At 58.6% G+C, this 22,180-nt stretch carries 22 protein-coding genes; 12 read left to right on the plus strand and 10 right to left on the minus strand.

What is annotated here, in order from left to right; genetic code table 11:
• Positions 1-29 precede the first annotated feature (29 nt).
• The 5 genes from RBB76_RS16295 (at position 30) to RBB76_RS16315 (ending at position 5,791) form a co-directional block, all read left to right on the plus strand.
• Entirely contained in the window at positions 30-1,643 is a 1,614-nt protein-coding gene (locus RBB76_RS16295; RefSeq protein WP_429629759.1) for an NAD(P)H-hydrate dehydratase, read from the plus strand.
• Between the two features lie 100 nt (positions 1,644-1,743).
• Complete coding sequence (locus RBB76_RS16300; protein WP_429629758.1) at positions 1,744-3,522, plus strand: ArnT family glycosyltransferase; 1,779 nt, start codon at positions 1,744-1,746, stop codon at positions 3,520-3,522.
• 30 nt (positions 3,523-3,552) lie between these two features.
• Complete coding sequence (gene tsaE / locus RBB76_RS16305; protein ID WP_429629757.1) at positions 3,553-4,008, plus strand: tRNA (adenosine(37)-N6)-threonylcarbamoyltransferase complex ATPase subunit type 1 TsaE; 456 nt, start codon at positions 3,553-3,555, stop codon at positions 4,006-4,008.
• Between the two features lie 101 nt (positions 4,009-4,109).
• Complete coding sequence (locus tag RBB76_RS16310) at positions 4,110-4,559, plus strand: DUF4019 domain-containing protein (RefSeq protein WP_429629756.1); 450 nt, start codon at positions 4,110-4,112, stop codon at positions 4,557-4,559.
• Positions 4,560-4,885: 326 nt separating this feature from the next.
• Complete coding sequence (locus tag RBB76_RS16315) at positions 4,886-5,791, plus strand: ferritin-like domain-containing protein (protein WP_429629755.1); 906 nt, start codon at positions 4,886-4,888, stop codon at positions 5,789-5,791.
• Between the two features lie 60 nt (positions 5,792-5,851).
• Here RBB76_RS16315 and RBB76_RS16320 read toward each other — a convergent pair whose 3' ends face one another.
• From RBB76_RS16320 to RBB76_RS16335, 4 genes are all read right to left on the minus strand, one after another.
• On the minus strand, positions 5,852-6,391 hold the full coding sequence (locus RBB76_RS16320; protein ID WP_429629754.1) for a GNAT family N-acetyltransferase: 540 nt from the start codon (positions 6,389-6,391) through the stop codon (positions 5,852-5,854).
• A 151-nt stretch (positions 6,392-6,542) separates the two neighbouring features.
• Entirely contained in the window at positions 6,543-7,319 is a 777-nt protein-coding gene (locus tag RBB76_RS16325) for a class I SAM-dependent methyltransferase (RefSeq protein WP_429629753.1), read from the minus strand.
• A 2-nt stretch (positions 7,320-7,321) separates the two neighbouring features.
• On the minus strand, positions 7,322-7,693 hold the full coding sequence (locus RBB76_RS16330; protein WP_429629752.1) for a metal-sulfur cluster assembly factor: 372 nt from the start codon (positions 7,691-7,693) through the stop codon (positions 7,322-7,324).
• Positions 7,694-7,791: 98 nt separating this feature from the next.
• Positions 7,792-8,655 carry a twin-arginine translocation signal domain-containing protein gene (locus RBB76_RS16335; protein WP_429629751.1) on the minus strand — a complete coding sequence of 288 codons (864 nt, stop codon included), beginning with the start codon at positions 8,653-8,655 and terminating at the stop codon, positions 7,792-7,794.
• Positions 8,656-8,891: 236 nt separating this feature from the next.
• Here RBB76_RS16335 and RBB76_RS16340 point away from each other — a divergent pair, with 236 nt between their 5' ends.
• The gene (locus tag RBB76_RS16340; RefSeq protein WP_429629750.1) at positions 8,892-9,122 is read left to right on the plus strand and encodes a hypothetical protein; all 231 of its coding nucleotides are present in this window, start codon (positions 8,892-8,894) and stop codon (positions 9,120-9,122) included.
• 50 nt (positions 9,123-9,172) lie between these two features.
• On the opposite strand, the gene RBB76_RS16345 is transcribed toward RBB76_RS16340, so the two are convergent.
• From RBB76_RS16345 to RBB76_RS16370, 6 genes are all read right to left on the minus strand, one after another.
• Positions 9,173-10,240: a cytochrome D1 domain-containing protein gene (locus RBB76_RS16345; protein WP_429629749.1), complete on the minus strand. Its 1,068-nt coding sequence runs from the start codon at positions 10,238-10,240 to the stop codon at positions 9,173-9,175.
• 35 nt (positions 10,241-10,275) lie between these two features.
• Positions 10,276-11,286 carry a polyprenyl synthetase family protein gene (locus RBB76_RS16350; RefSeq protein WP_429629748.1) on the minus strand — a complete coding sequence of 337 codons (1,011 nt, stop codon included), beginning with the start codon at positions 11,284-11,286 and terminating at the stop codon, positions 10,276-10,278.
• A gap of 72 nt (positions 11,287-11,358) precedes the next feature.
• Entirely contained in the window at positions 11,359-13,167 is a 1,809-nt protein-coding gene (locus RBB76_RS16355) for a 6-pyruvoyl-tetrahydropterin synthase-related protein (RefSeq protein ID WP_429629747.1), read from the minus strand.
• 37 nt (positions 13,168-13,204) lie between these two features.
• Positions 13,205-13,417 (minus strand): hypothetical protein, encoded by a 213-nt coding sequence (locus RBB76_RS16360; RefSeq protein WP_429629746.1) that lies wholly within the window; start codon positions 13,415-13,417, stop codon positions 13,205-13,207.
• Between the two features lie 65 nt (positions 13,418-13,482).
• The gene (locus RBB76_RS16365; protein ID WP_429629745.1) at positions 13,483-15,069 is read right to left on the minus strand and encodes a DHA2 family efflux MFS transporter permease subunit; all 1,587 of its coding nucleotides are present in this window, start codon (positions 15,067-15,069) and stop codon (positions 13,483-13,485) included.
• A gap of 193 nt (positions 15,070-15,262) precedes the next feature.
• Positions 15,263-15,544, minus strand: a complete 282-nt coding sequence (locus RBB76_RS16370; protein WP_429629744.1) for a hypothetical protein — start codon at positions 15,542-15,544, stop codon at positions 15,263-15,265.
• 360 nt (positions 15,545-15,904) lie between these two features.
• On the opposite strand from RBB76_RS16370, the gene dnaK reads away from it, so the two are divergent.
• The 6 genes from dnaK (at position 15,905) to RBB76_RS16400 (ending at position 22,176) form a co-directional block, all read left to right on the plus strand.
• On the plus strand, positions 15,905-17,821 hold the full coding sequence (gene dnaK / locus RBB76_RS16375) for a molecular chaperone DnaK (protein WP_429629743.1): 1,917 nt from the start codon (positions 15,905-15,907) through the stop codon (positions 17,819-17,821).
• A 179-nt stretch (positions 17,822-18,000) separates the two neighbouring features.
• A complete protein-coding gene (locus tag RBB76_RS16380; RefSeq protein WP_183976635.1) occupies positions 18,001-18,213 on the plus strand; it encodes a hypothetical protein in 213 nt (70 codons plus the stop codon).
• Positions 18,214-18,374: 161 nt separating this feature from the next.
• A complete protein-coding gene (locus tag RBB76_RS16385; RefSeq protein ID WP_429629742.1) occupies positions 18,375-19,049 on the plus strand; it encodes a hypothetical protein in 675 nt (224 codons plus the stop codon).
• Positions 19,042-19,944 carry an Fpg/Nei family DNA glycosylase gene (locus RBB76_RS16390; RefSeq protein ID WP_429629741.1) on the plus strand — a complete coding sequence of 301 codons (903 nt, stop codon included), beginning with the start codon at positions 19,042-19,044 and terminating at the stop codon, positions 19,942-19,944. Before RBB76_RS16385 ends, RBB76_RS16390 begins: the two co-directional genes overlap by 8 nt.
• 49 nt (positions 19,945-19,993) lie before the next feature.
• Entirely contained in the window at positions 19,994-21,241 is a 1,248-nt protein-coding gene (locus RBB76_RS16395; protein ID WP_429629740.1) for a DnaJ C-terminal domain-containing protein, read from the plus strand.
• A gap of 131 nt (positions 21,242-21,372) precedes the next feature.
• Positions 21,373-22,176, plus strand: a complete 804-nt coding sequence (locus tag RBB76_RS16400) for a hypothetical protein (protein ID WP_429629739.1) — start codon at positions 21,373-21,375, stop codon at positions 22,174-22,176.
• Positions 22,177-22,180 lie beyond the last annotated feature (4 nt).

A 22,180-nucleotide genomic window follows, 5' to 3' on the forward strand; every position in this document is an offset into this window, starting at 1 on the left:
TCGGCGGGGGAATCGGGTAGAAGGGGAGGATGAAGATTCTAACGGCGACAGAGATGCAGGCGGTAGATCGGTGGACGGCGGAGGAGTTTGGGGTCTCGCTTGATGCGTTGATGGAGGCGGCGGGTGGGGCGGTGGCGAAGTTCTGTTTGCGGAAGTATCCGGCTTTGTCGCAGGTGGTGGTGCTGTGTGGGAAGGGGAATAACGGTGGGGATGGGTTTGTTGCGGCACGGATACTGGCTCAGGCTGGGTGCCTGGTGCGAGTGGTCCTGCTGGGGCGGATCGATGAGGTGAAGGGTGAGGCGGCGGGGGCTTTGAAGCGATTGAGGGACGAGGTTTCGTCTGTCTCGGTGGAAGAGTTGGTAGATGAGAGTGGGTTGGATGCTTGTGAGCAGAGGCTGGGCGAGGCGGAGCTTTTGCTGGATGCGCTGGTAGGGACAGGATTTAAGCCGCCGCTGCGTGGCCTGGCGGTGTCGCTACGGGAGATGGTGGAGAAGTTGGATACGCCGGTGGTGGCGGTGGATCTGCCTTCGGGGTGGGATGCGAATTCGACGGAGCAGACGGCGGAGGGGTCGTTCCGGGCTGATGCGGTGGTGTCGTTTACTGCGCCCAAGATGGCGCATGTGTTCGGGCATCTGACGCGCAATGAAAGGACCGGAGGCGTGTTCGGGCCGGTGGTGGTTGCGGGGATCGGATCGCCGGAGGATGCTGTGGTTTCGGCGAGTGGGCTTACGTGGTCGGGTGCGTCGAAGGTGCTGGCGGAGCGGCCGCGCGATGTGAATTCGAACAAGGGCAAGTTTGGGCATGTGCTGATTGTGGGTGGGTGCTATGGAAAGGCGGGAGCACCGGCGATGGCGTCGCTGGCGTGTTTGCGGGCGGGGGCTGGGTTGGTGACGGCGGCGGTGCCGAAGAGCATTTTGGATTCGGTGACGCGGATCGCGCCCGAGTTGATGATGGTGCCGCTTGCAGAGGGGACCAAAGGCGAGGTGTCTTTTAAAAATTTGGATGGGGCGAAGCTGGATGCCTTGGTGGCGAAGATTAGCGTGGTGGCGGTGGGGCCGGGGCTGTCGACCGAAGGGGATGCGTCGGCGTTTGCACGGCAGATTGTGGAGAAGACAGCGGTACCTGTCGTGATCGATGCGGATGCTTTGAATGCATTCGCGGGGAAGACGGAGTTGTTGAATGGCGAAGGGCGGGTGATGGTGCTGACGCCGCATCCGGGGGAGATGGCACGACTGGCGGGGATGACGGTGCGAGAGGTAGAAGCGGACCGAGTGGGTTTGGCGCGGAGGTTTGCGACGAAGCACAAGCTGACACTGGTGCTGAAGGGATGGCGGACGCTGATTGCGCATCCGGATGGTTCGATTGCGGTGAATACGAGCGGGAACCCGGCGATGGCGAAGGGTGGAAGCGGGGATATTTTGACTGGGATTGTGGCGGCGATGCTGGCGCAGTTTCCGAAGGACGTAGCGCGGGCTGTGGAGACGGCGGTGTATCTGCATGGGCTGGCCGCGGACTTTGCGGCGCACGCGATGGATGAGCATGCTGTACTTGCAACCGATACGGTTACATATCTGTCGGATGCGTTTCGCTATCGGGTTGCGGATGCGGATGGGTTTGTTTGGATTAGCGGGTTACGAAGTTAAGGTTTCTTAAGGTGAAAGCGAGTGGCGATTCGGGAACTGATGCCGTTTGAGATGCGTTAGAGCAAAGAGAGCCGGCACTCGGCGCTATTTGGGGGAACGTGTGATTCAAACTCATCGGCGAATCATTCAGCGCGGGGCCATGGTTGCGTCGTTGCTGCTCGTTCTTTTTCTTCAACTGCTTGGGGTGAATATCAGATCCTCGATGAGCTGGGATGAGGGCCATCACCTGTTCGATGGATACACGATTCTGAAGCATCGGGATTTTGGATTGAATCCTGAGGTTCCTCCGCTTGCGAAGGCGGCGGGTGCTCTTCCTTTGCTTTCGTTAAGTTTGTATGAGCCTGAACAGCAGGGACGCAGTTCGCAGTTGGAGGCGTTTCTCGATGGCAAAGAGTTTTTGTTCAAGAATGATGCGAATGGACTTTTACTTCGCGGGCGTCTTGTGATCTCTTTGTTCACGGTGGGGCTGGCGTTGCTGGTTTTTCTGGCTGGGCAAGAGACCTTTGGCGCGACTGCGGGACTGCTCGCGTTGGCGTTTCTGGTTTTTGATCCGACGCTTCTTGCCCACGGAGCGCTGGTGACGACGGATGCGACGATCACATTTTTGGTCTTCGCAGCTGTGTATGCGTGGTATCGATACATGTTGCGACCGGCGGTTTGGAGGTTACTGCTTACCGGTGTTGTCATGGGTCTTGCCTGGGCGGCGAAGTTCACGGGATTGTTTCTGGTCCCGACACTGGGGTTGATGGTTCTGGTTGGGTGGTTTGAGGGTCGGAGTTTGCGACTGGCCTGGAAGAGAGGCGTTGGGCTGGCGATTGCGGTGTGTGTTGCGTTCGCAGTGCTGTGGAGTTGTTATGGATTTCGCTATGCAGCGCGGCCTGATGGCATGGTGCAAAATCCAACACTCGAAAACTACCTGCAGGACTATGCTCACGTTGCGAACCCGAAACCTCTGCAGATGCTGGCTCGAACGCATGTTCTTCCTGAGGCCTATATCTGGGGACTTGCGAATACAAAGCTTACGGAAGAGCGGGATATCAGTTATCTGTTCGGGACGCTGCGCCGTCATGGAACGTGGCTTTATTTTCCGGCGGCGATTTTAATTAAATCGACTCTTCCGTTTCTTGTTTTGTTGGTGGTTGCGGTTGTTGTTTGTCTTCGCGAGCCTGCGGTTCGATCGCGTTGGTTGTTGTTCCTAGCTCCGGTTGTTGTGTTTCTAGGGCTGGCGATGCGCTCGGATATGAACATTGGGGTTCGTCACATTCTGCCGATCTATCCTTTTCTTTATCTCGTCGGCGCGTCGGCGTTGAGCGTGTTGATCAGTCGCGATCGCAGGTGGATTGCAGTCGCTGGGGTGCTGTTTATCTTTCAGGTAGTGACTTCGTTGCGAAGTTTCCCCGGCTATATTGCTTATGCGAATGAGGCGTGGGGCGGGCAGAGGAACGTGCATCGTCTGTTGAGCGATTCGAACTCGGATTGGGGACAGCAGTTGAAGACGGCTGCGGACTATCTGCGTGAGCGGCATGTGACTGAGTGCTGGATGGCGTATACGGCGAGTGGAGTTGCCGATGAGAGGTACTATGGCGTGCCTTGTAAGCCGCTTCCGACGATGGTGAACCTGTGGTGGATTCCGGTGCCGATGAACGTGCCTGCGGAAGTCGATGGTCCGGTTCTGATCAGCGATGACGAGTTGGAGGGAGTCGATCTGCCGTTTGGTCAGCCTAATCCTTATGCGCAGTTCAAAGCACTGAAGCCGACGGCGATTTTGGATGGTGGGCTGCTGGTTTATGACGGACATTTCGATATGCACGCCGCTTCGAGTCTGGTAGATATGGCGAGACCAAAGAAGTTGGGGACGAAACAGGAATCGGTCCAATGAGAAGATGGTAGCTGAGTTGAGGAGAGCGACGTGAGTTTGGAGTTGCGGGAGAAGAAGCGATTCAAGACGCGGAGTGAGGCGGGGACGTTGGCGATGGGAGAGAGGGTGGCGGAGATGTTGCTGCCTGCGCCGAAGATGTTTGTGCTGCGGGGAGACCTGGGTGCGGGGAAGACGACGCTGGTGAAGGGGATCGCGGCGGCGTTGGGGGCAGCGGAGGTGGAGGATGTGACGAGTCCTACGTTCACCCTGGTGCATGAGTACAAGGGGAAGAAGGTGCGGCTGTTTCATCTGGATCTCTACCGGTTGGAGACTGAGCGCGAGTTGATGACGCTGGGGCTGGAGGAGATGGCCGAGGAGCCGGATGCGTTGGTGCTGGTGGAGTGGGGCGAAAAGTTTCCGAGTGTGGTGGAGCGGGCGGATGGGGAGATTTTGATTGAACATGCGGGTGGGGATGAGCGGATGTTCTATGTGCGGGTGAAGGGGTAGAGCTTATCTGCGCAGGGCTTCGTGGCCTTGATGATTTCGATGGCTTCGATAGGTTAGACCGCTTAGGATTGGCGTGTCTGGATGATCGTGAGAGGAGTTGCGTGAGACTCATTTCGAAGGTGGCTGTGGTTGTTTGTGTCGTGATGATGGTGCGGGGTGCGGTGGGCCTGGCTGCGCAGGAGCACGCTCCGATGATGCAACAGACGGCGGAGCAGATCGCGGTTCGCGAGGCTGAGAGCTGGCTGGCGATGATGGATGCGGGCAAGTATGCCGAGAGCTGGAAGGCTGCGGCTGCGGTGATGCGGGGTGCGGTGACGATGGAGAAGTGGGAGTCGACGATGAAGAACGTGCGGGACCCGCTGGGAAAGCTTGAGAGTCGCAAGCTACAGAGTGCGACGTATACGACGCTGCTGCCGGGTGTGCCGGACGGGGATTACGTGGTGATCTTGTATGAGACGAGCTTTGAACATAAGGCTACGGCTCAGGAGACGGTGATCATGAGCCGGGAGAAGGATAAGGTTTGGCGGGTGGCGGGGTATTACATCAAGTAGCACTTGGCGCTAATGGCGCGGGTGACATGCTGCGCTGCTGACAAACTCAGGATTGTCTTGATCACGCGCATCGATGGGGAGAGTGCGTGTGTCGAGGATTCGGTGTGCGCTATTTTGCTACTTGAATGTTCCAGGGCACGAATATTCATAATTGGTGGACATCCAAGTTGACGCCGGTGACGTTTTGAAAGTACCGGATGTCAGGATTCAGGATTGTTTCCAGAGTTTCCTTTCAAGCAATCCACCCTCCTTCCGTATCGCGTTAGCACACGGGCCAGCTTTCAAAATGAACAACCTGGTTTTGCGGCCTCAGGAGGGCCAAAGTCATGAATGGAAAAAGTCTTGTCGAGCCTGTAAAGGGCTTGTTGCCGCGTCGTTCGTTTGTCACCCGTGCCGGGCTGTTCGGGCTGTCTGCAACGGCAGCGGCGTTTCTTCCGGGCACGCCTCTTCTCGCGCAGGCTCCAGGTGTTGATAACCAGAGTGGCGACACGGCGCAGGAGATCTTTACGGCTGCGCTGATTGCCGAGGATCTTGCGACTACGTTTTACTACAACGGTCTGGTTGGTACGGTAATCATGGATCCGAATCTGGCGGGGCCGGGTGGGACTGCTAAGCATGTGGAGTCTACCGGGAACGTTGGCAACGTGGATTACTTTCGCGCTGCGCTGAGTGAAGAGATTCAACATGCCGATCTGCTTCGCTCTCTGATCGCAAAGACGTCTTCGACTACAGATCCAGTGCAGACGTTCTATTTCCCGACGGGGACGTTCGATACGCTTGCGGCCTTCATCGATGTTCTGAATAGCCTGGAGAATACTTTTATTGCGGCTTACCTGATGGCTACGATCGAGTTTGCCCAGATGGCGTCGGATACGCGAGGCGGTCTGGTTATTGAGCGCGATGCGAACGGAAACGTCTATACCGCGAGGGACCTGGAGTACTTTGCGCAGGTGGCTGCCTCGATCATGGGAGTGGAGGCGGAGCATCGTGTGCTGGGCAGGGTTGTGATGAATCAGAACCCGGCCAACAATACGAACTACGAGCGCACGGATCTGCTGACTGCGGTTTATAACGGGAAGCGATCTGCGGTTGTCGCGCTGACGCCGTTTCTCGCTCCGGGGAACGGGTTGACCGCGTACTCGCTGCAAACCGCAGTGACGAATGCGGGAAATGTGTCGATGAATGTCCCGGGCGGCCCGCCGGAGCAGCCTTCTTATCCTGCGGGACACTGATCGCTTGGATTTGGTTGATGGATGGCAAGTGGGGTGCGGCTTTGCCGCGCCCCACCTTGTTTACGGTTTTCGATAGCGGATTGTGCTTTCTTCTTTGCCTGGGCCTTCGTAGGTAAAGCCGCATTGGTTGAGGATGCGAATGGATCCGGTGAGGTGCGGGAAGGTGTGGGCGAAGATTGTTTTTACGGCGCCGGTCGATTCGATCCAGTTGATCATTGCTTTTGCTGCTTCGATGGCGTAGCCGTGAAGACGGAACGCGGGGAGGATTGCGTAGCCGACCTCTGCGGCTTCGCGGTCGTCAGGCCAGCGGAAGCCACCGACGGAGCCGATGAGGGTTGAGGGTTGGTTATTGGTTGGGCGGAGGAGGACGTAGCGGTGCCAGCCGATGTCGGTGGGGTCTTCGGCGAAGCGCTGCTGTAGGAGTTGGAGGACGTGGGGCTCCCAGTCGGCGTGGGGCCACTCGGAGGTGACGCGGCAGTTTAGGATTTGGCCGAGTCGGCCGTCGGATGCTTGTTCGGAGGTGAGGGATTCAGGGGTGATTGCTACTAGTTCGAGACGTGCAGTGGTGATGCTGGATGCAATTTGAGTTGCGGGGTGCATTTGAATCTCCTGAACGATATGTGTGCTGGCGCATGGAAATGCATTGCGTCGGTGGTGGTCGCCGAGGCGGTTGCAGGTGGCTCGCTGGCTCGTTCAGGCAATCATAGGCAGCAACAGCGTATCACCTGGAGTGCGCGGCTGGCTTGTGTGACTAGGGTTTGGTGGCGCGGCCGGTTAGGCGGTAGATGGCGCATTCTTCGTCGCCGGTTGAGCCGTATTCTTTTTGCTGGGCGATTGCGGCTAGGTCGGCGAGGTGGTCTTCGGGGGACATGGCTACGGGGCCGAGGAAGAGACGGGTGAAGGCGGGGTGGCGGTCGAGGACGGCGCGGCACTCGGAGTTGACGTAGAGGAGATCGAAGGCTGGGGTGGGGGCGCCGCGGCGTGGGGCGAACTGCGCTTCGATGCGGCGGAGGAGGAGCTTGAGGACGGGGGCTTCGAAGGGATGGAAGAGGAAGGCGAGCGTGGGGGTGCGGGGGAAGTCGAAGGTGAGGGCGTCCTGCTCGAGGAGGCGGATTGGGGCCAGGGGTGGTGCGGTGGTGTCGGCGGCGTGGGTGGCGCGCCAGTGCTCGAGGTTGGTTTGTGCGGTGTCGGCTAATGTGGGATTGAGTTCGATGCCGATGACTTGATGGAAGGGGAGTTCGCTGGCGACGAGCATGGCGCGGCCTTTGCCGGCGCCGATGTCGACGAAGGTGTAGTGGTGGATGGGGTGAGGTGGGGTGGTGGCGCGCCAGAGATCGATGAGGGTGCGGAGGATGCTGGGAGCGACGCCGTAGTAGGCGGTCACGTGGGCGTCGTTGGGGTGACCGGTGGTGAGGTTGCCGGCGGCGATGAGGCCGCTGGTTTCGACGCCGTGGATCTGGTCGAAGGGATGCTGGGGCGGCGGTGGTGGAGGCATCACCAGTACGGATTTGGATTTGCGTGGGGGCATGGTTAGCGGATCTGGACCAGGTTGGGGTTGCCGTCGAGGCCGAGAGTTTTGCGGCCTGCTGGGGGGATGTTGAGTGGCGTCCAGATGGGGGTTTCGAGGAGTGTGATGGTGGTGCGGCTTACGGTTTCGAGGCCGGCGAGGCGGTGTGTGATTTGAGCGACGAGTTGGGCTTGGGAAGATTCATCGGTCTGGGTGGGGGTGAGGGCGATTTCGATGATGTGCTTTTGCGGGACGCCGGGGATGTTGGTGCCGGGGGCCTCGAGGTCGCGGGTGATGGTGACGGAGTGGATGAGGCCGAGGTCGACGATGTTGCAGGGGAGGACGGGATCGTAGCAGTCGCGGAGGGCCTTGAGGATGTCGGACTCGGTGAGCATCTGTGTTGATGATAGAGGACAGCTGTGCGGCACGCGTCAGAGGCGCACGAATGCCCGCACCTCTGGGTTCGAGGTGTGGGCACTCGTTGGCAGAGTTGTCAGCAGCCGCTGAAGGAGATGAAGTCTCCGAGCGGGTTGGGCAGGGTTGGGGTGAAGGGTTCGAAGGGGAAGGATTGTGAGGTGTCAAAGCCTGCGGCTTTAGCAGCGTTGAAGTTTACGAAGGGGGTAAGCGCGGTTAAGGCCTGGTCGATTGAGGTCCAGCAGAGGGTTCTTTCGTAGCCATTGTTGTTTGGGGGAGCGATACTCTCTGCGACTCCCTGGATGCCGGTGATGGATTTGATGGGGCCGCCAAACTGCGGGGTCACGTCGCCACCTACGACTCGTGCCAGAGTGCGGTGGTCGCTTTCGATGCCCATGATGCGGGCTGCAGTGACTCGCAGGTTGCGCGTGGAGAAGTTGCGCACGCCAACTAGATAAGCTGCGATGAATGCGTCCTCGAGAGTGACCAGAATGTTGAGGGTGGTCTGAGCGTCCGAGAACATTTTTTTGGGATAGAAGAACTGTGTAAAGGGCGTGAACTGGTCGGTGACAGACTGCTCGAGAAGATAGTGGGACATCTCCTCCTGACGTGCGCCGATGAGGTAGCCCTGATCGTCGTCGGGGATTGTTTTGAAGAAGGGAGAGCTGTTGATGATGTTGGTGTAGGTGGTGACGGCGAGTGCTTCGGCGATCTGTGCGGCGATGAGGATGTCGCGATCGCTTTTCTTCAGGTGTTCGCGCTCGTACTGCATGCTCTCTGTCTCTTCCTGCTGTTGTGCTGAGACTGTGGTGGAGAGTGCGCCGAGAGAGGCGATGGTTGCGGCTCCGGTAAGGGCGGCGCCTTTGAGAAACGATCGTCGGGAGGATCCTGACTGGCTTTCTTCTGGCGAACGAACGGCTTCGATTTCGTTGAGTGCTTTCATTGCGGTACATCTCCTGATTCAATTCCTGAAAAGTTCGTCCACGGTTTACTTCGTTTTTTAAGGGGGCCCCAGGGGTCTCGGAGAACTTTCCGGGTGCATGGGGTACGCGACCTGTACGCCGCGTGGATGTCATGGATTTGTCAATTCGGAGAGGTTGAGGAGAGGGAGATTGATTTTGCGAAGTGTTGTGTCAGCGTAGAATCCAAAAATCATCCGTGGTTCGTTAAGGAGGCACAATGGCGATTAGCTTTGCGAAAGATATCCGCCCGCTATTTCGGGATGGGGACATTGAATGCATGAAGCCTGGTGGAATTGATCTTGATGATTTCGCGTGGATGAGTGTGCCTGCTAATGCGAGCCTTGTCTACGGCACGGTGGCGGATGGGTCGATGCCTCCGGGTGAACCGTGGTCAGCGGAAAGTGTTTCGCTGTTCAAGGAGTGGATGGACGCGGGTTATCCTGCGTAGTCCATTGCGGTACGCAAAAGGTACAACATGCATTCTGGATCGCGGCGGATTTAGTGAGTGCCGGCGGATTTGGGCGAGGATGCGTTTGACCAGGTTGACCAGGCGAGGCCGTCTGCATCGTTTCCAGCGTCGATGAGGGATTCGACCTTCCAGGTTTTTAGATCGATGGCGGCGACTTTGTGATCTTTGTTGCAGGAGACGTACGCGACGAGGCCATCGGGGCGGACGAGAACTTCCTGGGGCTGGCTGGGGACGTCGATGGTGCGGACGATCGAGAAGTTCGAGAGATCGATGACTGCGACCTTGGCTATTTTAGAGAGACAGAGGATGAGATAGCGGCCGTCGTGCGTGGATGCGCTGCCGTAGCCGGTGCCGGGGAGGGGAATCCAGGTCTGGAGTTTGCGGGTTGTGGTGTCGACGACGGCGAGGCGCGGGTTGTTCCAGTCGGAGGTGAAGAGGAGCTTGTCGTCGTTGCTGAGGGAGATGCGCTGGACACGTGTGGTTCCGGGCTCGCCGACGGGAATGATCGCGAGTGTTTTGTGGGTGTCGAGGTCGAGGACGGAGACGCTGGCGGGGCCTACGTTGGTGGTGTAGGCGAAGCGGCCGTCGTGCGAGAGAGCGAACATGTGGGACTGGGCGGCGCCGGTGGGAATCTTGTAGAGAATTTTGAGAGTCTTCGGGTCGATGACGGTGATGGCTTCGTCGAGTTCGGTGGAGACGTAGAGGAGATTGCGTTGGGTGTCGTAGACGGGAAGGTGGGGGCGGACGCCGTGGCCGAAGTCGACGGTGGCGGTGATCTTGTGGGTGGGGACGTCGATGACGAGCATCTCGTGGCCGTCGGTGCCGGGGCGGCCTACGCCTGCGTCCCCGTAGATGGGGAGGTAGGCGGTGCGACCGTCGGGCGAGGTCGTGACTTCGTGGCCGGTGATGCGATCTTCCTGGAGGGCGAAGGTTTGTTTGGCAGTGACGGGGTCGATGAAGGAGAGGGTGCGGTCCGTCTGATTGGCTACGAGGAGGGTGCCTGAGGATTGGGCGAAGGCGGAGAGGCTTGCGGTGGAGATGATTGCGATGGCGATGGACGAGGAGAGTACGCGGACGGTGAAGAGGAGAATCTTCATAGGCTGAGAGTTTACCGTCTGCGCATGGGTGGGTGTCAGTTTTTGCGTTCGACCAGATATTGGGCGAGGGATTTGAGTGGGGCTGCGGCTTCGCCGAAGGGGGCCAGGGCGGCGAAGGCGTCTGCGATGAGCTCTTCGGCGTCGTGGAGGGATTGGTCGATGCCGAAGACGGCGGGCCAGGTGGCTTTGGTGGTGGCGGTGTCTTTGCCGGCGGTCTTGCCGAGCTCTTCGGAGCTTTGGGTCATATCGAGGACGTCGTCGACGATTTGGAAGGCGAGGCCAGCTTTTTCGCCGAAGGTGCGGAGGCGGGCGATGGTGTCGGCGTAGGGGGAGTAGGCGGCGCGGCTTGGTTTGGACTCGGGTTCGTCGTTGCTGTGGCTGCTGCTGGCGGAGCGGTGGCGGAGGCTGAGGCCGTAGAGGCCGCCGGAGACGATGCTGGTGGTGATGAGAGCGCCGGTCTTGGAGCGGTGGATGGCTTCGACGAGTGCGGCAGTGGGGGCGGTGCCTTCGGCTTCGATGTCCATGACCTGGCCGCCGATCATGCCGGGGGGGAGCTTGGTGTCGAGGTCGCCTACGCGGCCAACGCCGGTGCCGATGGCGAGGGAGATATCGCGGAGGATGGCGACGGTGGTAGGGGAGGAGATGGGAAGGCCCGCGATGGTCTGGAAGGCGAGGGTTTGGAGGGCATCGCCGGCGAGGATGGCGGTGGCTTCGCCGAAGACGACGTGGGCGGTGGGCTGACCGCGGCGGAGGTCGTCGTTGTCGAGGGCGGGGAGGTCGTCATGGATGAGCGAGTAGGTGTGGAGCATCTCGAGCGCGGCGCCAAGGTCGGCAATGCCTTCGGGATAGGTTACGGTGCCTGCGACCATGCGAGCGGCTTCCATGCAGAGGATGGGACGGAGACGCTTGCCGCCGGCGAAGGTGCTGTGACGCATGGCGCGGTGGATGGAGTGAGGGAGCGTGTCGGTTGCGGGCAGGAGGCGTTCGAGGGCAGCATCGGTGAGCTGAGCGCCGGAGAGAAGCAGATCTTTTACCGTGGGTTGCATCGGCTTCGATGATAAATCAGCTTGATTGATGTGCGTTTGGGTTGGTGGTTTCTGTGCGTGAGTTCGTGATGTTTAGGAGAGGGTGGTTTGCGATTGAGATGTGCGGCGGATGAGGAAGAAGAGAGTTGCGAGAGCGAGGAGGGAGATCGTGTCGCCGATGGTTTGGTCGAGGGTGTGGGTGTAGGTGATTTCGATGGTGGATGGGCCGACGGGGATGGGGAGGGCGATGAGGCCGTCGTCGCGTTGGTCGCGGGTTGAGTCGGGTGAGCCGTTGAGGGTGATGTGCCAGCTTGGGTAGTCGCGGAGATTGAGGATGAGGTCTTCGGCGGTGGGGGCGTTGATTGTGATGTGAGGGGGAGTGGGGCCGGGTTGGGTGTTGGTGGGGGCTTTGGCGTTGGGATCGGGGGAGAGCCAGAAGGCGGGATCTTTTGGGGAGAGGGAGTCGTTGTCCGCGGTGGTGGGGGTGTACTCGTCGGTGGGATCGGTGCCCTGGTTGGATTGGAAGAGAGCTTGGCGGGCTGTTGGGGTGTCTTCTTCATCACAGGATTGGTGGAAGAAGGTGTAGGCGGGGTAGGTCAGGGTTGCGGCGATGACGATTGCGATGAGTGTGCGGGTGAGGGGTCTGAGGTGCACGCGGGTAAGCGCAAGGGCGGCGCATAGGCCGAAGACGGCGGCGAGGATCGCGAGGAAACGCCAGGGGAATTGGAGGAAGGCTAGTTCGGGGGCGTGGTTCCAGATGATGGCGGTGAGGGGTGTCAGGAGGAGGGCAATGGCTGCGGTGAGGATGGCCAGGGAGATGTTGAGGTTGCGCGGCGCGGGAGGAGTGATGGTGATGCCAGTGAAATGCGGGGGTCTCTCCACTTCCCCTTCGACTCTCTTTGCTTGCTCAGGGTCCGGTCGAGATGCCGATTTTTTTAGCGGGTTTGAAAGGGACAACGGGTTGTCGTCGGCAAAGTTTGTAAAGTGGTCGGCGGGATTTGTGGGTGTGTTTTTTTTGCCGGATTGAGTGAAGGCGATTGCGATGGCGACGATGGTCAAGGTGAGGAGGATGATGGCAAGGAGGGATGCGGTGTGGAGAACCTGATCGTGTGCGAGGTCGCCGGTGTGGTGGAAGAGGAAGTTGTCCTGGATGCGCATGTTGGGGATGATGGCCATGGCGATCTGGACGTAACGGCGTTCGTAGGCGGCGGGGACGATGTAGAAGGCGGCTAGTGCTAGGCCGAGGATGGTGCCTGCGATGGTGTTGATGGCGATTTCTCTGCGCAGGCTGCTGGGCTTGGCTAGGCGGATGAGGGTGAGGAGAGCGAGGGCGTAGCAACTCATGACGGCGGCGGGGGCGTTGGTGAGCCAGAGGAGAGCGATGGGGATGGCGATGCTAGGAATGGTGACGCGCTCGCGCAGAATGGCGTGGAGGAGGAGCGGGATAAAGGCTGCGGCGAGGAGTTCGGCATAGGCGGTGCGCTCGTAGGCGGTGAAGAGCATGTAGGGATTCACCGTGTAGAGGATCGCAGCTATGAGAGCGGCGGTGGGAGGAGCGAAGGCGCGGGCAAGACGGTGGAGCGCGAGGCCGCTGGCGGTGAGGGCTAGCCAGGTGTAGACGATGGGCGTTGCTGTGATCGGGAAGATGAGGGTGAGGATCGCGCCGAGTGTCCAGGAGAGTGGAGGGTAGAAGACGAAGCGGGGTTCGCCAGCGTTCCAGGCGGCGGTGTAGGCCCAGTGGGGGTGGAGGTTGCCGTGAGTGAACTGGCGGGCGGCTTCCATCCAGTTGAGGAGATGGAAGTCGAAGTCGTGGCCGCAGGAGCAGCCGTGGAGGATGAGGGGGAGGATGGCGATGCAGGCGGCTAGAGGGATCAGAAGGTAGGGTAGCCGGTCGCGCTGCATGTTGAGTAGAGTATCGCAGGGGGTGACGGCTGAAGTCTCAACGGGCGCGATCTCTTACAAGCAGGGAGTAGCACAGCGTGAAGACGAGGCCTTCCAGGAGGATACCCGCGACCTGAGACCACGGATCGCTCGCATGGGCAAGTTTCCTCCAATCCCAAGCCGCTCTGAAGGCAAAGTAGACGGGAAGCATGTAAAGCAGCCGTAAGAAGTAGCGAGCCCATGACTGAAGTGCCGGGGTTGTAGTAGACATGGAGATCCTCCCCGATATTTGAGACCACAAAGCAATCTAGAAGTTGCCGTCTTTTTTGGATCGACTTAGTGGGCGCCTTCGGGGGCTTTGCCTGGTTTCACCTTCTTGAAGGTCCATACGATGAAGACGCATAGGAAGCAGAGGATCGAGAGCCAGCGAAACACGTCTACGAACGACCAGAGGGAGGCTTGCTGACCGAGTTGTTGATAGAGCGTGGTCTGCGCAGGGGACAGCGAGTTACTTTGTCCGTAATAACCGCTGAGCGCCTGTTGGGTTGCGGTCATGCTGTTTTGAAACTGCTGGCCAGTCTGAGGGACCGAGTTGAGGATGAGATTTTGATGGACAGCAGAGCGGCGGGTAAGGAGGGTTTGGGCGATGGAGATTCCTATGGAGCCGCCGATGTTCCGCATCAGGTTGAAGAGACCGCTAGCGTTGCCAATTTGCTTGTTGTCGAGCGTGCCGTAGGCGGCGGTGCTGATAGGGACGAAGATGAAGCTGAGTCCAAAGCCTGTGATGAAGATGGGCAATAGGAGAGTTGTTGGAGATATATCGAGGGTGACGTTGCCGAAGTAGAACGTCGTGAGGCCGAAGGTGATAAATCCGAAGCTGAGGAGATAACGAGGATCGATCTTATTGGAGAGAAAACCGATGATTGGCATGCCGCAGACTGCCCCTATACCGCGAGGAGCAACGGCCAGGCCGGCAGTGAACGCGGTGTATCCAAGTAACTCCTGGTAGAAGAGCGGAAGAACCGTGGTGGTGGAGTAGATACCGATGCCAAACATGAAGATAAGTACGGAGCCGATTCGGAAGTTGCGATCTTTGAGAACTTTGAGATCGACTATGGCATCTTTGTCGCGCCAGCAGTGCCAGCAGAAGTAGACAAAGGAGATGACGAGGAAGAAGACGGCCCAACGGATCCAGACAGCTCCGAACCAGTCATCCTCCTGACCTTTGTCGAGGACGACCTGAAGGCATCCGGTCCAGACAATGAGTGCGCCAAACCCGTAGCGGTCGAAGGCAGCGACCACGGTTTTTTTGATGTAGGCGGGGTCGTGGACAAACCTGTTGATCATGACCAGGGCGAGGATCCCGATCGGGATGTTGATGTAAAAGGCATAGCGCCAGGAGTAGGTGTCGGTGAGCCAGCCGCCGAGAGTTGGACCAAGGACTGGGGCGACGACGACTCCGAAGGCAAAGACAGCCATGGCGGCTCCGCGCTTGGCGGGCGGGAAGGATTCGAGGAGGATGGCCTGGGAGAGGGGCTGGAGGGCGCCTCCACCGGCGCCTTGAATGACGCGTGCGAGGAGCATGATGCCCAGGGTGGGTGCCGCTCCGCATGCGAAGCTCGCGATGGTGAAGATCGTGATGCAGGACATGAGGAAGCGCTTGCGGCCGAACCGGAGGGAGAACCAGTTGCTGGCGGGGAGAACGATGGCGTTGGCGACGAGGTAGCTGGTCAGGACCCAGGTGGCTTCGTCGTTGGAAGCGGAGAGAGAGCCGGCAATGTAGGGGAGGGCGACCGAGGCGATGGCGGTGTCGAGCACCTCCATGAAGGTGGCGAGCATGACCGATGCGGCGATCAGCCAGGGGTTGACGCCTTGGGTCACGGAGGCGGATTGATCGGGTGGTGCGCTCGCAGCCGAGGCCATGGTCTCCGGAAGGATCCTTGTGGTGGAGTGATTGTCTTCTAAATAGAGGCAAAAAAGGAGGTAATGGATGCATTCGAAGTTTGGGCGGTGCGGTTAGCGACGCAAAAAGGCGGCAGGCCCGTTGGATGGAGCCTGCCGCGCTTGGTTGGTTGTGGTTTTCCGGCGTTCGTCTGCCGGTTCGGTGTCGAGGGCTTTAGGAGGGGTTGCGGCCCATCGGGCCCATCGACTGGGAGACGTTGTGATAAGAGCCCATCTGAAGCCTCCGCGTGGAGGGGGAGTGGCGGAGTGGAGGAACTTGGACGGCGTCGAGGCTCTTGGGAAGGTGGGTGGACCAGGTGTAGGTCGTGGTCGAGATATCGGTGGAGTCTGGGGTGGCGTTGCAGCCGGAGAGGAGACCGGCGAGAAGTCCTGCGAGGCCCAATGAAGCGACTTTCAGGAGGCGGCGTGCGGTGCGGCGTGCAGTAAGGGAAGGCATGAGCAGAGCTCCAAGTGATGCATTAATTGAAGGAAGCGTAACCGGGGGCATCAAGGGCGACAATGACACCTTCGAGTGACCGATTGGGCGATGTCGCCGGGGTGCTTTGGCGAATCACGTGTTTGGTTTATCGGAGGGTAGGAGTCGGGACTGGAGGCATACCGGGAGGATTTTGGGGTTAGATTTGGGTTCTTTTGTAACGGTTGAGCGGCGGCTAAAGCTATTTGGAAGAATGAGTAAGGGTTTTGAATCCAATAGGTGGCCGGGTACATCAGAATAGTTGACAATAAGTGACTCAAGGTGAGACTCTTGGGATGTCAAAAATGTTGATGGGCTGCGAGCCCAGAATGGGGATGTGGGATGGCGAAGATTATTGGAATTGACTTGGGAACGACGAACTCGTGCGTCGCGGTGATGGAAGGCGGCGAGCCGAAGGTGATCCCGAATGAAGAGGGTGGCCGGACGACCCCTTCGGTGGTTGCGTTTACCAAGAGCGGCGAGCGGCTGGTGGGCCAGGTGGCCAAGCGCCAGGCGATTACGAATCCGGAGAATACGGTTTATTCGATCAAGCGGTTTATGGGTCGTCGCATGAATGAAGTTGGCGACGAGATGAAGATGGTGCCGTACAAGGTTGTTGCGAAGGGCGACAACATTGTGGTGAGCGCGCAGGGCAAGGAGTTCACTCCGCCTGAGATCTCGGCGATGATTCTGCAGAAGCTGAAGAAGGCTGCGGAGGACTATCTCGGGACCTCGGTGACCGAGGCTGTGATTACGGTTCCGGCTTACTTCAACGATGCTCAGCGTCAGGCGACGAAAGACGCCGGCAAAATTGCCGGACTTGATGTGAAGCGTATTGTGAACGAGCCGACGGCGGCTGCGCTTGCTTATGGTTTGGACAAGAAGAAGGACGAGACGATTGCGGTCTATGACTTCGGTGGCGGCACGTTCGATATTTCGATCCTTGAGGTTGGCGAAGGCGTCATTGAAGTGAAGTCGACCAATGGTGATACACACCTTGGCGGTGACAACCTTGACCAGCGCATTGTGGATTGGCTGATTGCTGAGTTCAAGGCCGATACCGGACTTGATCTGCATGCGAAGGGCAACGAGATGGCGCTGCAGCGGTTGAAGGATGCTGCAGAGAAGGCCAAGATCGAACTGTCGACGGCGCAGGAGTCGGAGATCAATCTGCCGTTTATTACTGCGGATGCGAGCGGACCGAAGCATCTTGTTCGGAACTTGACTCGCGCGAAGCTGGAGTCGTTGGTCGATGATCTGTTGCAGCGGTCGATTGGGCCGTCGAAGCAGGCGATGAAGGATGCCGGCGTGGATGCGAGCAAGATCGATGAGGTGGTTCTCGTCGGTGGACAGACTCGTATGCCGAAGATTCAGCAGTTGGTGAAGGAGCTGTTCGGCAAGGAGCCGCATAAGGGTGTGAACCCGGATGAGGTTGTGGCGATTGGCGCGGCGGTTCAGGCTGGTGTGTTGGCTGGTGAAGTGAAGGATCTGTTGCTGCTCGATGTGACTCCGCTGACGTTGTCGATTGAGACGATGGGCGGTGTGGCGACGGCGATGATCAACCGGAACACGACGATTCCGACGAAGAAGACGGAGACGTTTTCTACGGCGGCTGATTCGCAGACTGAAGTTGAAGTGCATGTGCTGCAGGGCGAACGGCCGATGGCAGCGCAGAACCGGACGCTGGGCAAGTTCAAGCTGGCTGGCATTCCTCCTGCTCCGCGTGGCGTGCCGCAGATCGAGGTTACTTTTGACATCGATGCGAACGGCATTCTGAATGTAACGGCGAAGGATAATGCGACTGGCAAGGATCAGAAGATTACGATCACGAGCTCGTCGGGCCTGAGCAAGGAAGAGGTTGAGCGGATGGCGAAGGATGCCGAGGCTCATGCGGCTGAGGACAAGGAGCAGCGGGAGGCGGTCGAGGCTCGCAATGGACTGGATTCGTTGGTCTACAACATCGAGAAGATGTTGAAGGATGCGGGCGATAAGGTTCAGGAGTCGGATAAGACCGAGGTCGAGGCGGCTCTGGCTGAGGCGAAGACGACTTTGGCTGGAACGCCGAGCGCAAGTGAGCTGAATGCTGCGAAGGATCGTCTAACGACTGTGAGCCACAAGCTTGCAGAGGCGATGTACAAGGCGTCTGCGGCATCAGCACCGACCGATGGTGCGACAGGTGCGACGGAAACGCACGAAGAGCCGAAGAAGGACGAAGGCGTGATCGATGCTGAGTACGTCGACGTCGATGAAAAGAAATAAGTGTAATCCGTAGCGGCTGGTTTTGACGTAATAAAGGTGAGGGGCGTTCCTGATGGGGTGCCCCTCCTTTTTATCGGGCTGGCTTACGGCGATAGACGTGTAGAGTGCGTCTATCACCAGAAAGGTGTGTAGCGGTGAGCAGAAGAAACAGGGAAGATGAGTACGCAGAGACGTTTTGGATGGAGAACCTGGAACTCAATCGATTGCTTGGAGGGAAGACCATGACCGAGACGATGTGGAAGTGCGACCAGGTTCGAGCAGGCCGGCTGTACAACCGGATGATGTTCGATACCAAAGAAGAAGCGGTGAAGTTCGCTCAGCGGATGCAGCAGATGGAGCCTGATCAGATGTTTTCGATCGAGGCGATTGAGGCGCGGCAGGTCTGGAACTAATGCTTTGATGAAGCGCGAAGGTGGGAGTTTGCGCGCTTTCTGGTACTCGTAGGAGATCGAGACAAGCAGGAGAGTGAGGACGAAGGCAGGCGCGACTTCAAGTGCGTTGGCCGTCGTCCTTGCTGTTTTGTGGGCAGCTATTGGATGGGAGGGACCTTTGGATGGGAAGAACCTTCGGCAGCTTGCGGGACGCATCAAAAGAGGCTGGAGGACATCTGGTGGTGAATTGGGAGGCGGTTCAGGCGGTGGCAACGGCTGCTTTGGTGGTTACGAGTGCCGGTGCTATCTCTTATGCCGGGTTGCAGCTGCGACATGAGCGAGATTATCGGGCGGTCGAGAATCTTGAGAAGCAGCTTAGCTTCTTTTTGTCAGAGAAGTTTGTCTCGGTCAGGCAGAGGCTGGCGGAGTCTCGGCTGGAGGGTGACGAGTTGAAGGAGTGGACGCTTGAAGAGCCGCCTGTGAGTGCGTTCGAGGTGCTGGACTTTTATGAGCATCTGTCATTGCTGGTGAAGAAGGGCCACCTGGATGTGTATGACGTGTGGCATACGTTTTATGAATGGGCGCAGCCGGTATATGTCGACATGCAGCGGTTGATCGAGAGTGAAGAGAGTGCTTATACGGAGCACTACCGGGATTTGCAGAAGATGATGCGGCAGATGGACGAGATTCAGATGGACAAGATGCAGACGCAAAAGGGAGAGCACTGGGCGCTGTGGACTCCGGAGCGGATTATCGAGCACTACCGGTATGAGTTGAAGACGAGCGGACGGCCGCGACGTGTTCGGCGGCGACATCAGACGCAGGTGACTGCGACGAGGTTGAGGGAAGATGCCTGAGGGAAATGAGATTCATCGATGGGCCGAGAGGCACTCGGCTGCGTTTGCCGGGAAGACCGTTCGGGTGGATGGGCCGCAGGGACGGTTTACTGATTCGTCGATGATTGATGGACGAAAGCTGAAGCGGGTTCTGGCTGTGGGCAAGCATCTCGGATATGACTTCGGGAAGGATCTGATTCTGCATGTCCATCTTGGGTTGCAGGGGGATTTTACGGAGGGGTCGGGGCCGCTGCCGGAGGTGCGTGGTGCGCTGCGGCTGCGGATGTGGAATGATGCCGCGGTGAAGAGGCCAGCGGTGCCCGGAGTGAGCAAACGGCATGCCTGGTATTCGGAGGATGACGGGACTGGACATATTGAATCGTCGAAGGTGGCGTGGGTGGAGTTGCGTGGGCCGATGGACTGCTCGATCTATTCGCAGGAGAAGTGGGATGCGCTGCTGGCGCGGCTGGGACCCGATCCGTTGAATGGAGATGGGCCGGAGAAGATGATTGCGCGAGTTGCGAAGAGCAAGAAGGCGATTGGAGAGCTACTGATGGATCAGTCGGTGGCGGCTGGAGTGGGAAATATCTTTCGCGCGGAACTACTGTTTCGGGCGCGGCTGAGCCCGTTTACTCCGGGGAAGGAGGTAGCGGAGAGCACGCTGCGGTCGATATGGAAGGAGGCGGGCATATTGATGAAGGCCGGGATGGTTGACCGGAGGATTGTGACGACGAAGCCGAAGGATCGGCCACACAAGAGTGGGCCAGTGCTGAAGGAAGAGGCGCACTATGTATATCGGCGGCACGGCCGGCCCTGCTTTATCAGCGGGACGAAGATTTTGACGAAGGTGATGGCGGGACGGAATCTATTTTGGTGTCCGGTCTGCCAGGCGGAGCAGGAATCGAACGTTGAGTAAGGTTTAGAGATGCGCGTAAGGCGCATTGGTATGAGAATGGAAGAAGATTATGGCGACGACACAGACGAAGGACTATTACGGCACGCTGGGCGTGAAGAAGACGGCGACGGCGGAGGAGATTCGCAAGGCGTTTCGCAAGGCTGCGCGGAAGTATCACCCGGACGTGAATCCGAATGACAAGAAGGCTGAGGAGAAGTTCAAAGAGATCTCCGAAGCCAACGATGTTTTGAGTGACGACAAGAAGCGGAAGATCTACGACCAGCTTGGCTTCTACTCGGACAATATCGATCCGGCTGCGGCGGAGGCGGCTGCGCGGGGCGGATATGGCGGCGGGTCTGCTGCTGGTTATGGAGGCGGACGCCCTGGTGCGGGCCGCGGCGCAGGGCAGGAGGTTCCGTTTGATTTTGGCGGGTTCGATTTCTCGGACTTCCAGAGCGGGCGCGCGGCGCAGCAGGAATCGGGCGGCGGGTTTGGCGGGAGCTTCAAGGATATTTTCAGCGGGATGTTCAACGGGGGGAAACAGGCCGCGCGTGGGCCGCAGCCGGGGACCGATCTTGAGTACCAGGTGAACGTCGATTTCTGGACGGCGGTGCGGGGTGGTGTGACGCGGCTGGAGATTCAACGGCAGGAGGTCTGTCCGACGTGCAAGGGCAAGTCAACGACGGGCGGCAGCGTGGAGTGTCCGGAGTGCCATGGTTCGGGACAGGTGACGCAGATGGGCGGCCGGATGAAGTTCAATATCCAGTGCCCGCGGTGCGGTGGGTCAGGGAAGGTGCAGAACTCGTGTCCAACGTGCGATGGCGAGGGTGTGGTGACGAAACGGGAGCCGCTGGAGTTTCGGATTAAGCCCGGAACTCGAGATGGTCAAAGGATTCGGTTGGCCGGCAAGGGCAACGCGGGGACCAATGGCGGTCCTGCGGGAGATCTGTTTTTGATCATCAAGGCGGGGACGCATCCGGTATTTACAAGGACGGCGGATGACATATATGTAACTGTTCCGGTTACCATGACCGAAGCCGCGCTGGGAGCGAAGATCGATGTGCCCACGATCGATACCCATGAAGGCGGCGCGAGGACGCAGTTGAAGATTCCTCCAGGGACACAGACGGGGCAGAAGCTTCGGCTGCGGGAGAAGGGAGTGCCTTCGGCTTCGCGGGAGGGTGTGCGTGGCGATCAGATTGTGGAAGTGAAGATTGTCGTGCCGAAGGTGCATGATGAGCGGAGCAAGGAGATTCTGAGGGAATTGGCAAAGTTGAATCCGGAGGATCCGCGCGAAGATTTATTTGAACGCGCATAAGTTTGCCGATTTTGCACCCCGCTCGGCATTTCATTGCATCCAAGTTCATCAAGAATGTTTGAGCTTATACGGTTCATTTGCACTGAATGTTGTGCACCGTGATGAAATCCCCCTAGTTCGGAGGTGATTCCATGTGGCATCTGGCGCGGACGCGGATGTTTGCGGGTCTCGTGTTCTCCATGATTTTTGCTTGCGCGGGGTGGTTGCAGGCACAGAGTCGGACGACTCCAACTGCGGAGGAGATTGTCAGGCGAATGCTGGTGAAGAACGACGAGCGTCAGGCGGCGCTAGAACACTACAGGACAGACCGAACCTATCAGTTGGAGTATGACGGTACTGGCGGCAAGCACCATGCAGAGATGGTCGTGCGAGCGGAGTATCAGGCGCCCGGCCGAAAGAACTTTACGGTGCTTTCGGAGTCTGGGTCGAAGTTGCTTTGCAGGGAGGTTTTGCGGCGGCTGGTGGATAAGGAAGAAGAGACGTCGGAGAAACCAGACTGGCAACGTGCGATGTTTTCCTCAGATACATACACTGTGCAGCTGTTGGGCCGTGAGCAGTTGGAGGGAATGAACACCTGGATTTTGAAGGTAGAGCCGAAGGTTGACAGCAAGGTGGCTTATCGCGGAAAAGTATGGGTGAGTATGGATGACTTTGCGATGGTGAGGGTGATGGGTGAGCCGGCGAGGAGCCCTTCGTGGATGCTGGACAGCGCTGCGTTCGACTCCTGGTATATGCGACGGGGGGACGTGTGGGTTCCGGCGAAGAATGTTTCGACGACACATGTTCGAATTGGGGGGGAAGCAAAGGTGACGATCGACTATGGAAAGTATGACGTTCTGTTAACAAGACCTATCGTCGCTGCAGATCAGCATGGACATGAAGGGGCATCAGTTCAGAATGCGGGGAGACCACTCAAGGCTAGTCTGACTCATTAGGGCG

The sequence above is a fragment of the Tunturiibacter psychrotolerans genome (genome assembly GCF_051013365.1).
GTDB lineage: Bacteria > Acidobacteriota > Terriglobia > Terriglobales > Acidobacteriaceae > Edaphobacter > Edaphobacter psychrotolerans_A.

Bases quoted from the DNA above. Each gene is read 5' to 3' on its own strand.
- RBB76_RS16295 (WP_429629759.1), top strand. From the start codon at position 30: ATGAAGATTCTAACGGCGACAGAGATGCAGGCGGTAGATCGGTGGACG.
- RBB76_RS16315 (WP_429629755.1), top strand. From the start codon at position 4,886: ATGAATGGAAAAAGTCTTGTCGAGCCTGTAAAGGGCTTGTTGCCGCGT.
- RBB76_RS16320 (WP_429629754.1), bottom strand. From the start codon at position 6,391: ATGCACCCCGCAACTCAAATTGCATCCAGCATCACCACTGCACGTCTC.
- RBB76_RS16325 (WP_429629753.1), bottom strand. From the start codon at position 7,319: ATGCCCCCACGCAAATCCAAATCCGTACTGGTGATGCCTCCACCACCG.
- RBB76_RS16330 (WP_429629752.1), bottom strand. From the start codon at position 7,693: ATGCTCACCGAGTCCGACATCCTCAAGGCCCTCCGCGACTGCTACGAT.
- RBB76_RS16335 (WP_429629751.1), bottom strand. From the start codon at position 8,655: ATGAAAGCACTCAACGAAATCGAAGCCGTTCGTTCGCCAGAAGAAAGC.
- RBB76_RS16340 (WP_429629750.1), top strand. From the start codon at position 8,892: ATGGCGATTAGCTTTGCGAAAGATATCCGCCCGCTATTTCGGGATGGG.
- RBB76_RS16345 (WP_429629749.1), bottom strand. From the start codon at position 10,240: ATGAAGATTCTCCTCTTCACCGTCCGCGTACTCTCCTCGTCCATCGCC.
- RBB76_RS16350 (WP_429629748.1), bottom strand. From the start codon at position 11,286: ATGCAACCCACGGTAAAAGATCTGCTTCTCTCCGGCGCTCAGCTCACC.
- RBB76_RS16355 (WP_429629747.1), bottom strand. From the start codon at position 13,167: ATGCAGCGCGACCGGCTACCCTACCTTCTGATCCCTCTAGCCGCCTGC.
- RBB76_RS16360 (WP_429629746.1), bottom strand. From the start codon at position 13,417: ATGTCTACTACAACCCCGGCACTTCAGTCATGGGCTCGCTACTTCTTA.
- RBB76_RS16365 (WP_429629745.1), bottom strand. From the start codon at position 15,069: ATGGCCTCGGCTGCGAGCGCACCACCCGATCAATCCGCCTCCGTGACC.
- RBB76_RS16370 (WP_429629744.1), bottom strand. From the start codon at position 15,544: ATGCCTTCCCTTACTGCACGCCGCACCGCACGCCGCCTCCTGAAAGTC.
- dnaK (WP_429629743.1), top strand. From the start codon at position 15,905: ATGGCGAAGATTATTGGAATTGACTTGGGAACGACGAACTCGTGCGTC.
- RBB76_RS16380 (WP_183976635.1), top strand. From the start codon at position 18,001: ATGGAGAACCTGGAACTCAATCGATTGCTTGGAGGGAAGACCATGACC.
- RBB76_RS16385 (WP_429629742.1), top strand. From the start codon at position 18,375: ATGGGAAGAACCTTCGGCAGCTTGCGGGACGCATCAAAAGAGGCTGGA.
- RBB76_RS16390 (WP_429629741.1), top strand. From the start codon at position 19,042: ATGCCTGAGGGAAATGAGATTCATCGATGGGCCGAGAGGCACTCGGCT.
- RBB76_RS16395 (WP_429629740.1), top strand. From the start codon at position 19,994: ATGGCGACGACACAGACGAAGGACTATTACGGCACGCTGGGCGTGAAG.
- RBB76_RS16400 (WP_429629739.1), top strand. From the start codon at position 21,373: ATGTGGCATCTGGCGCGGACGCGGATGTTTGCGGGTCTCGTGTTCTCC.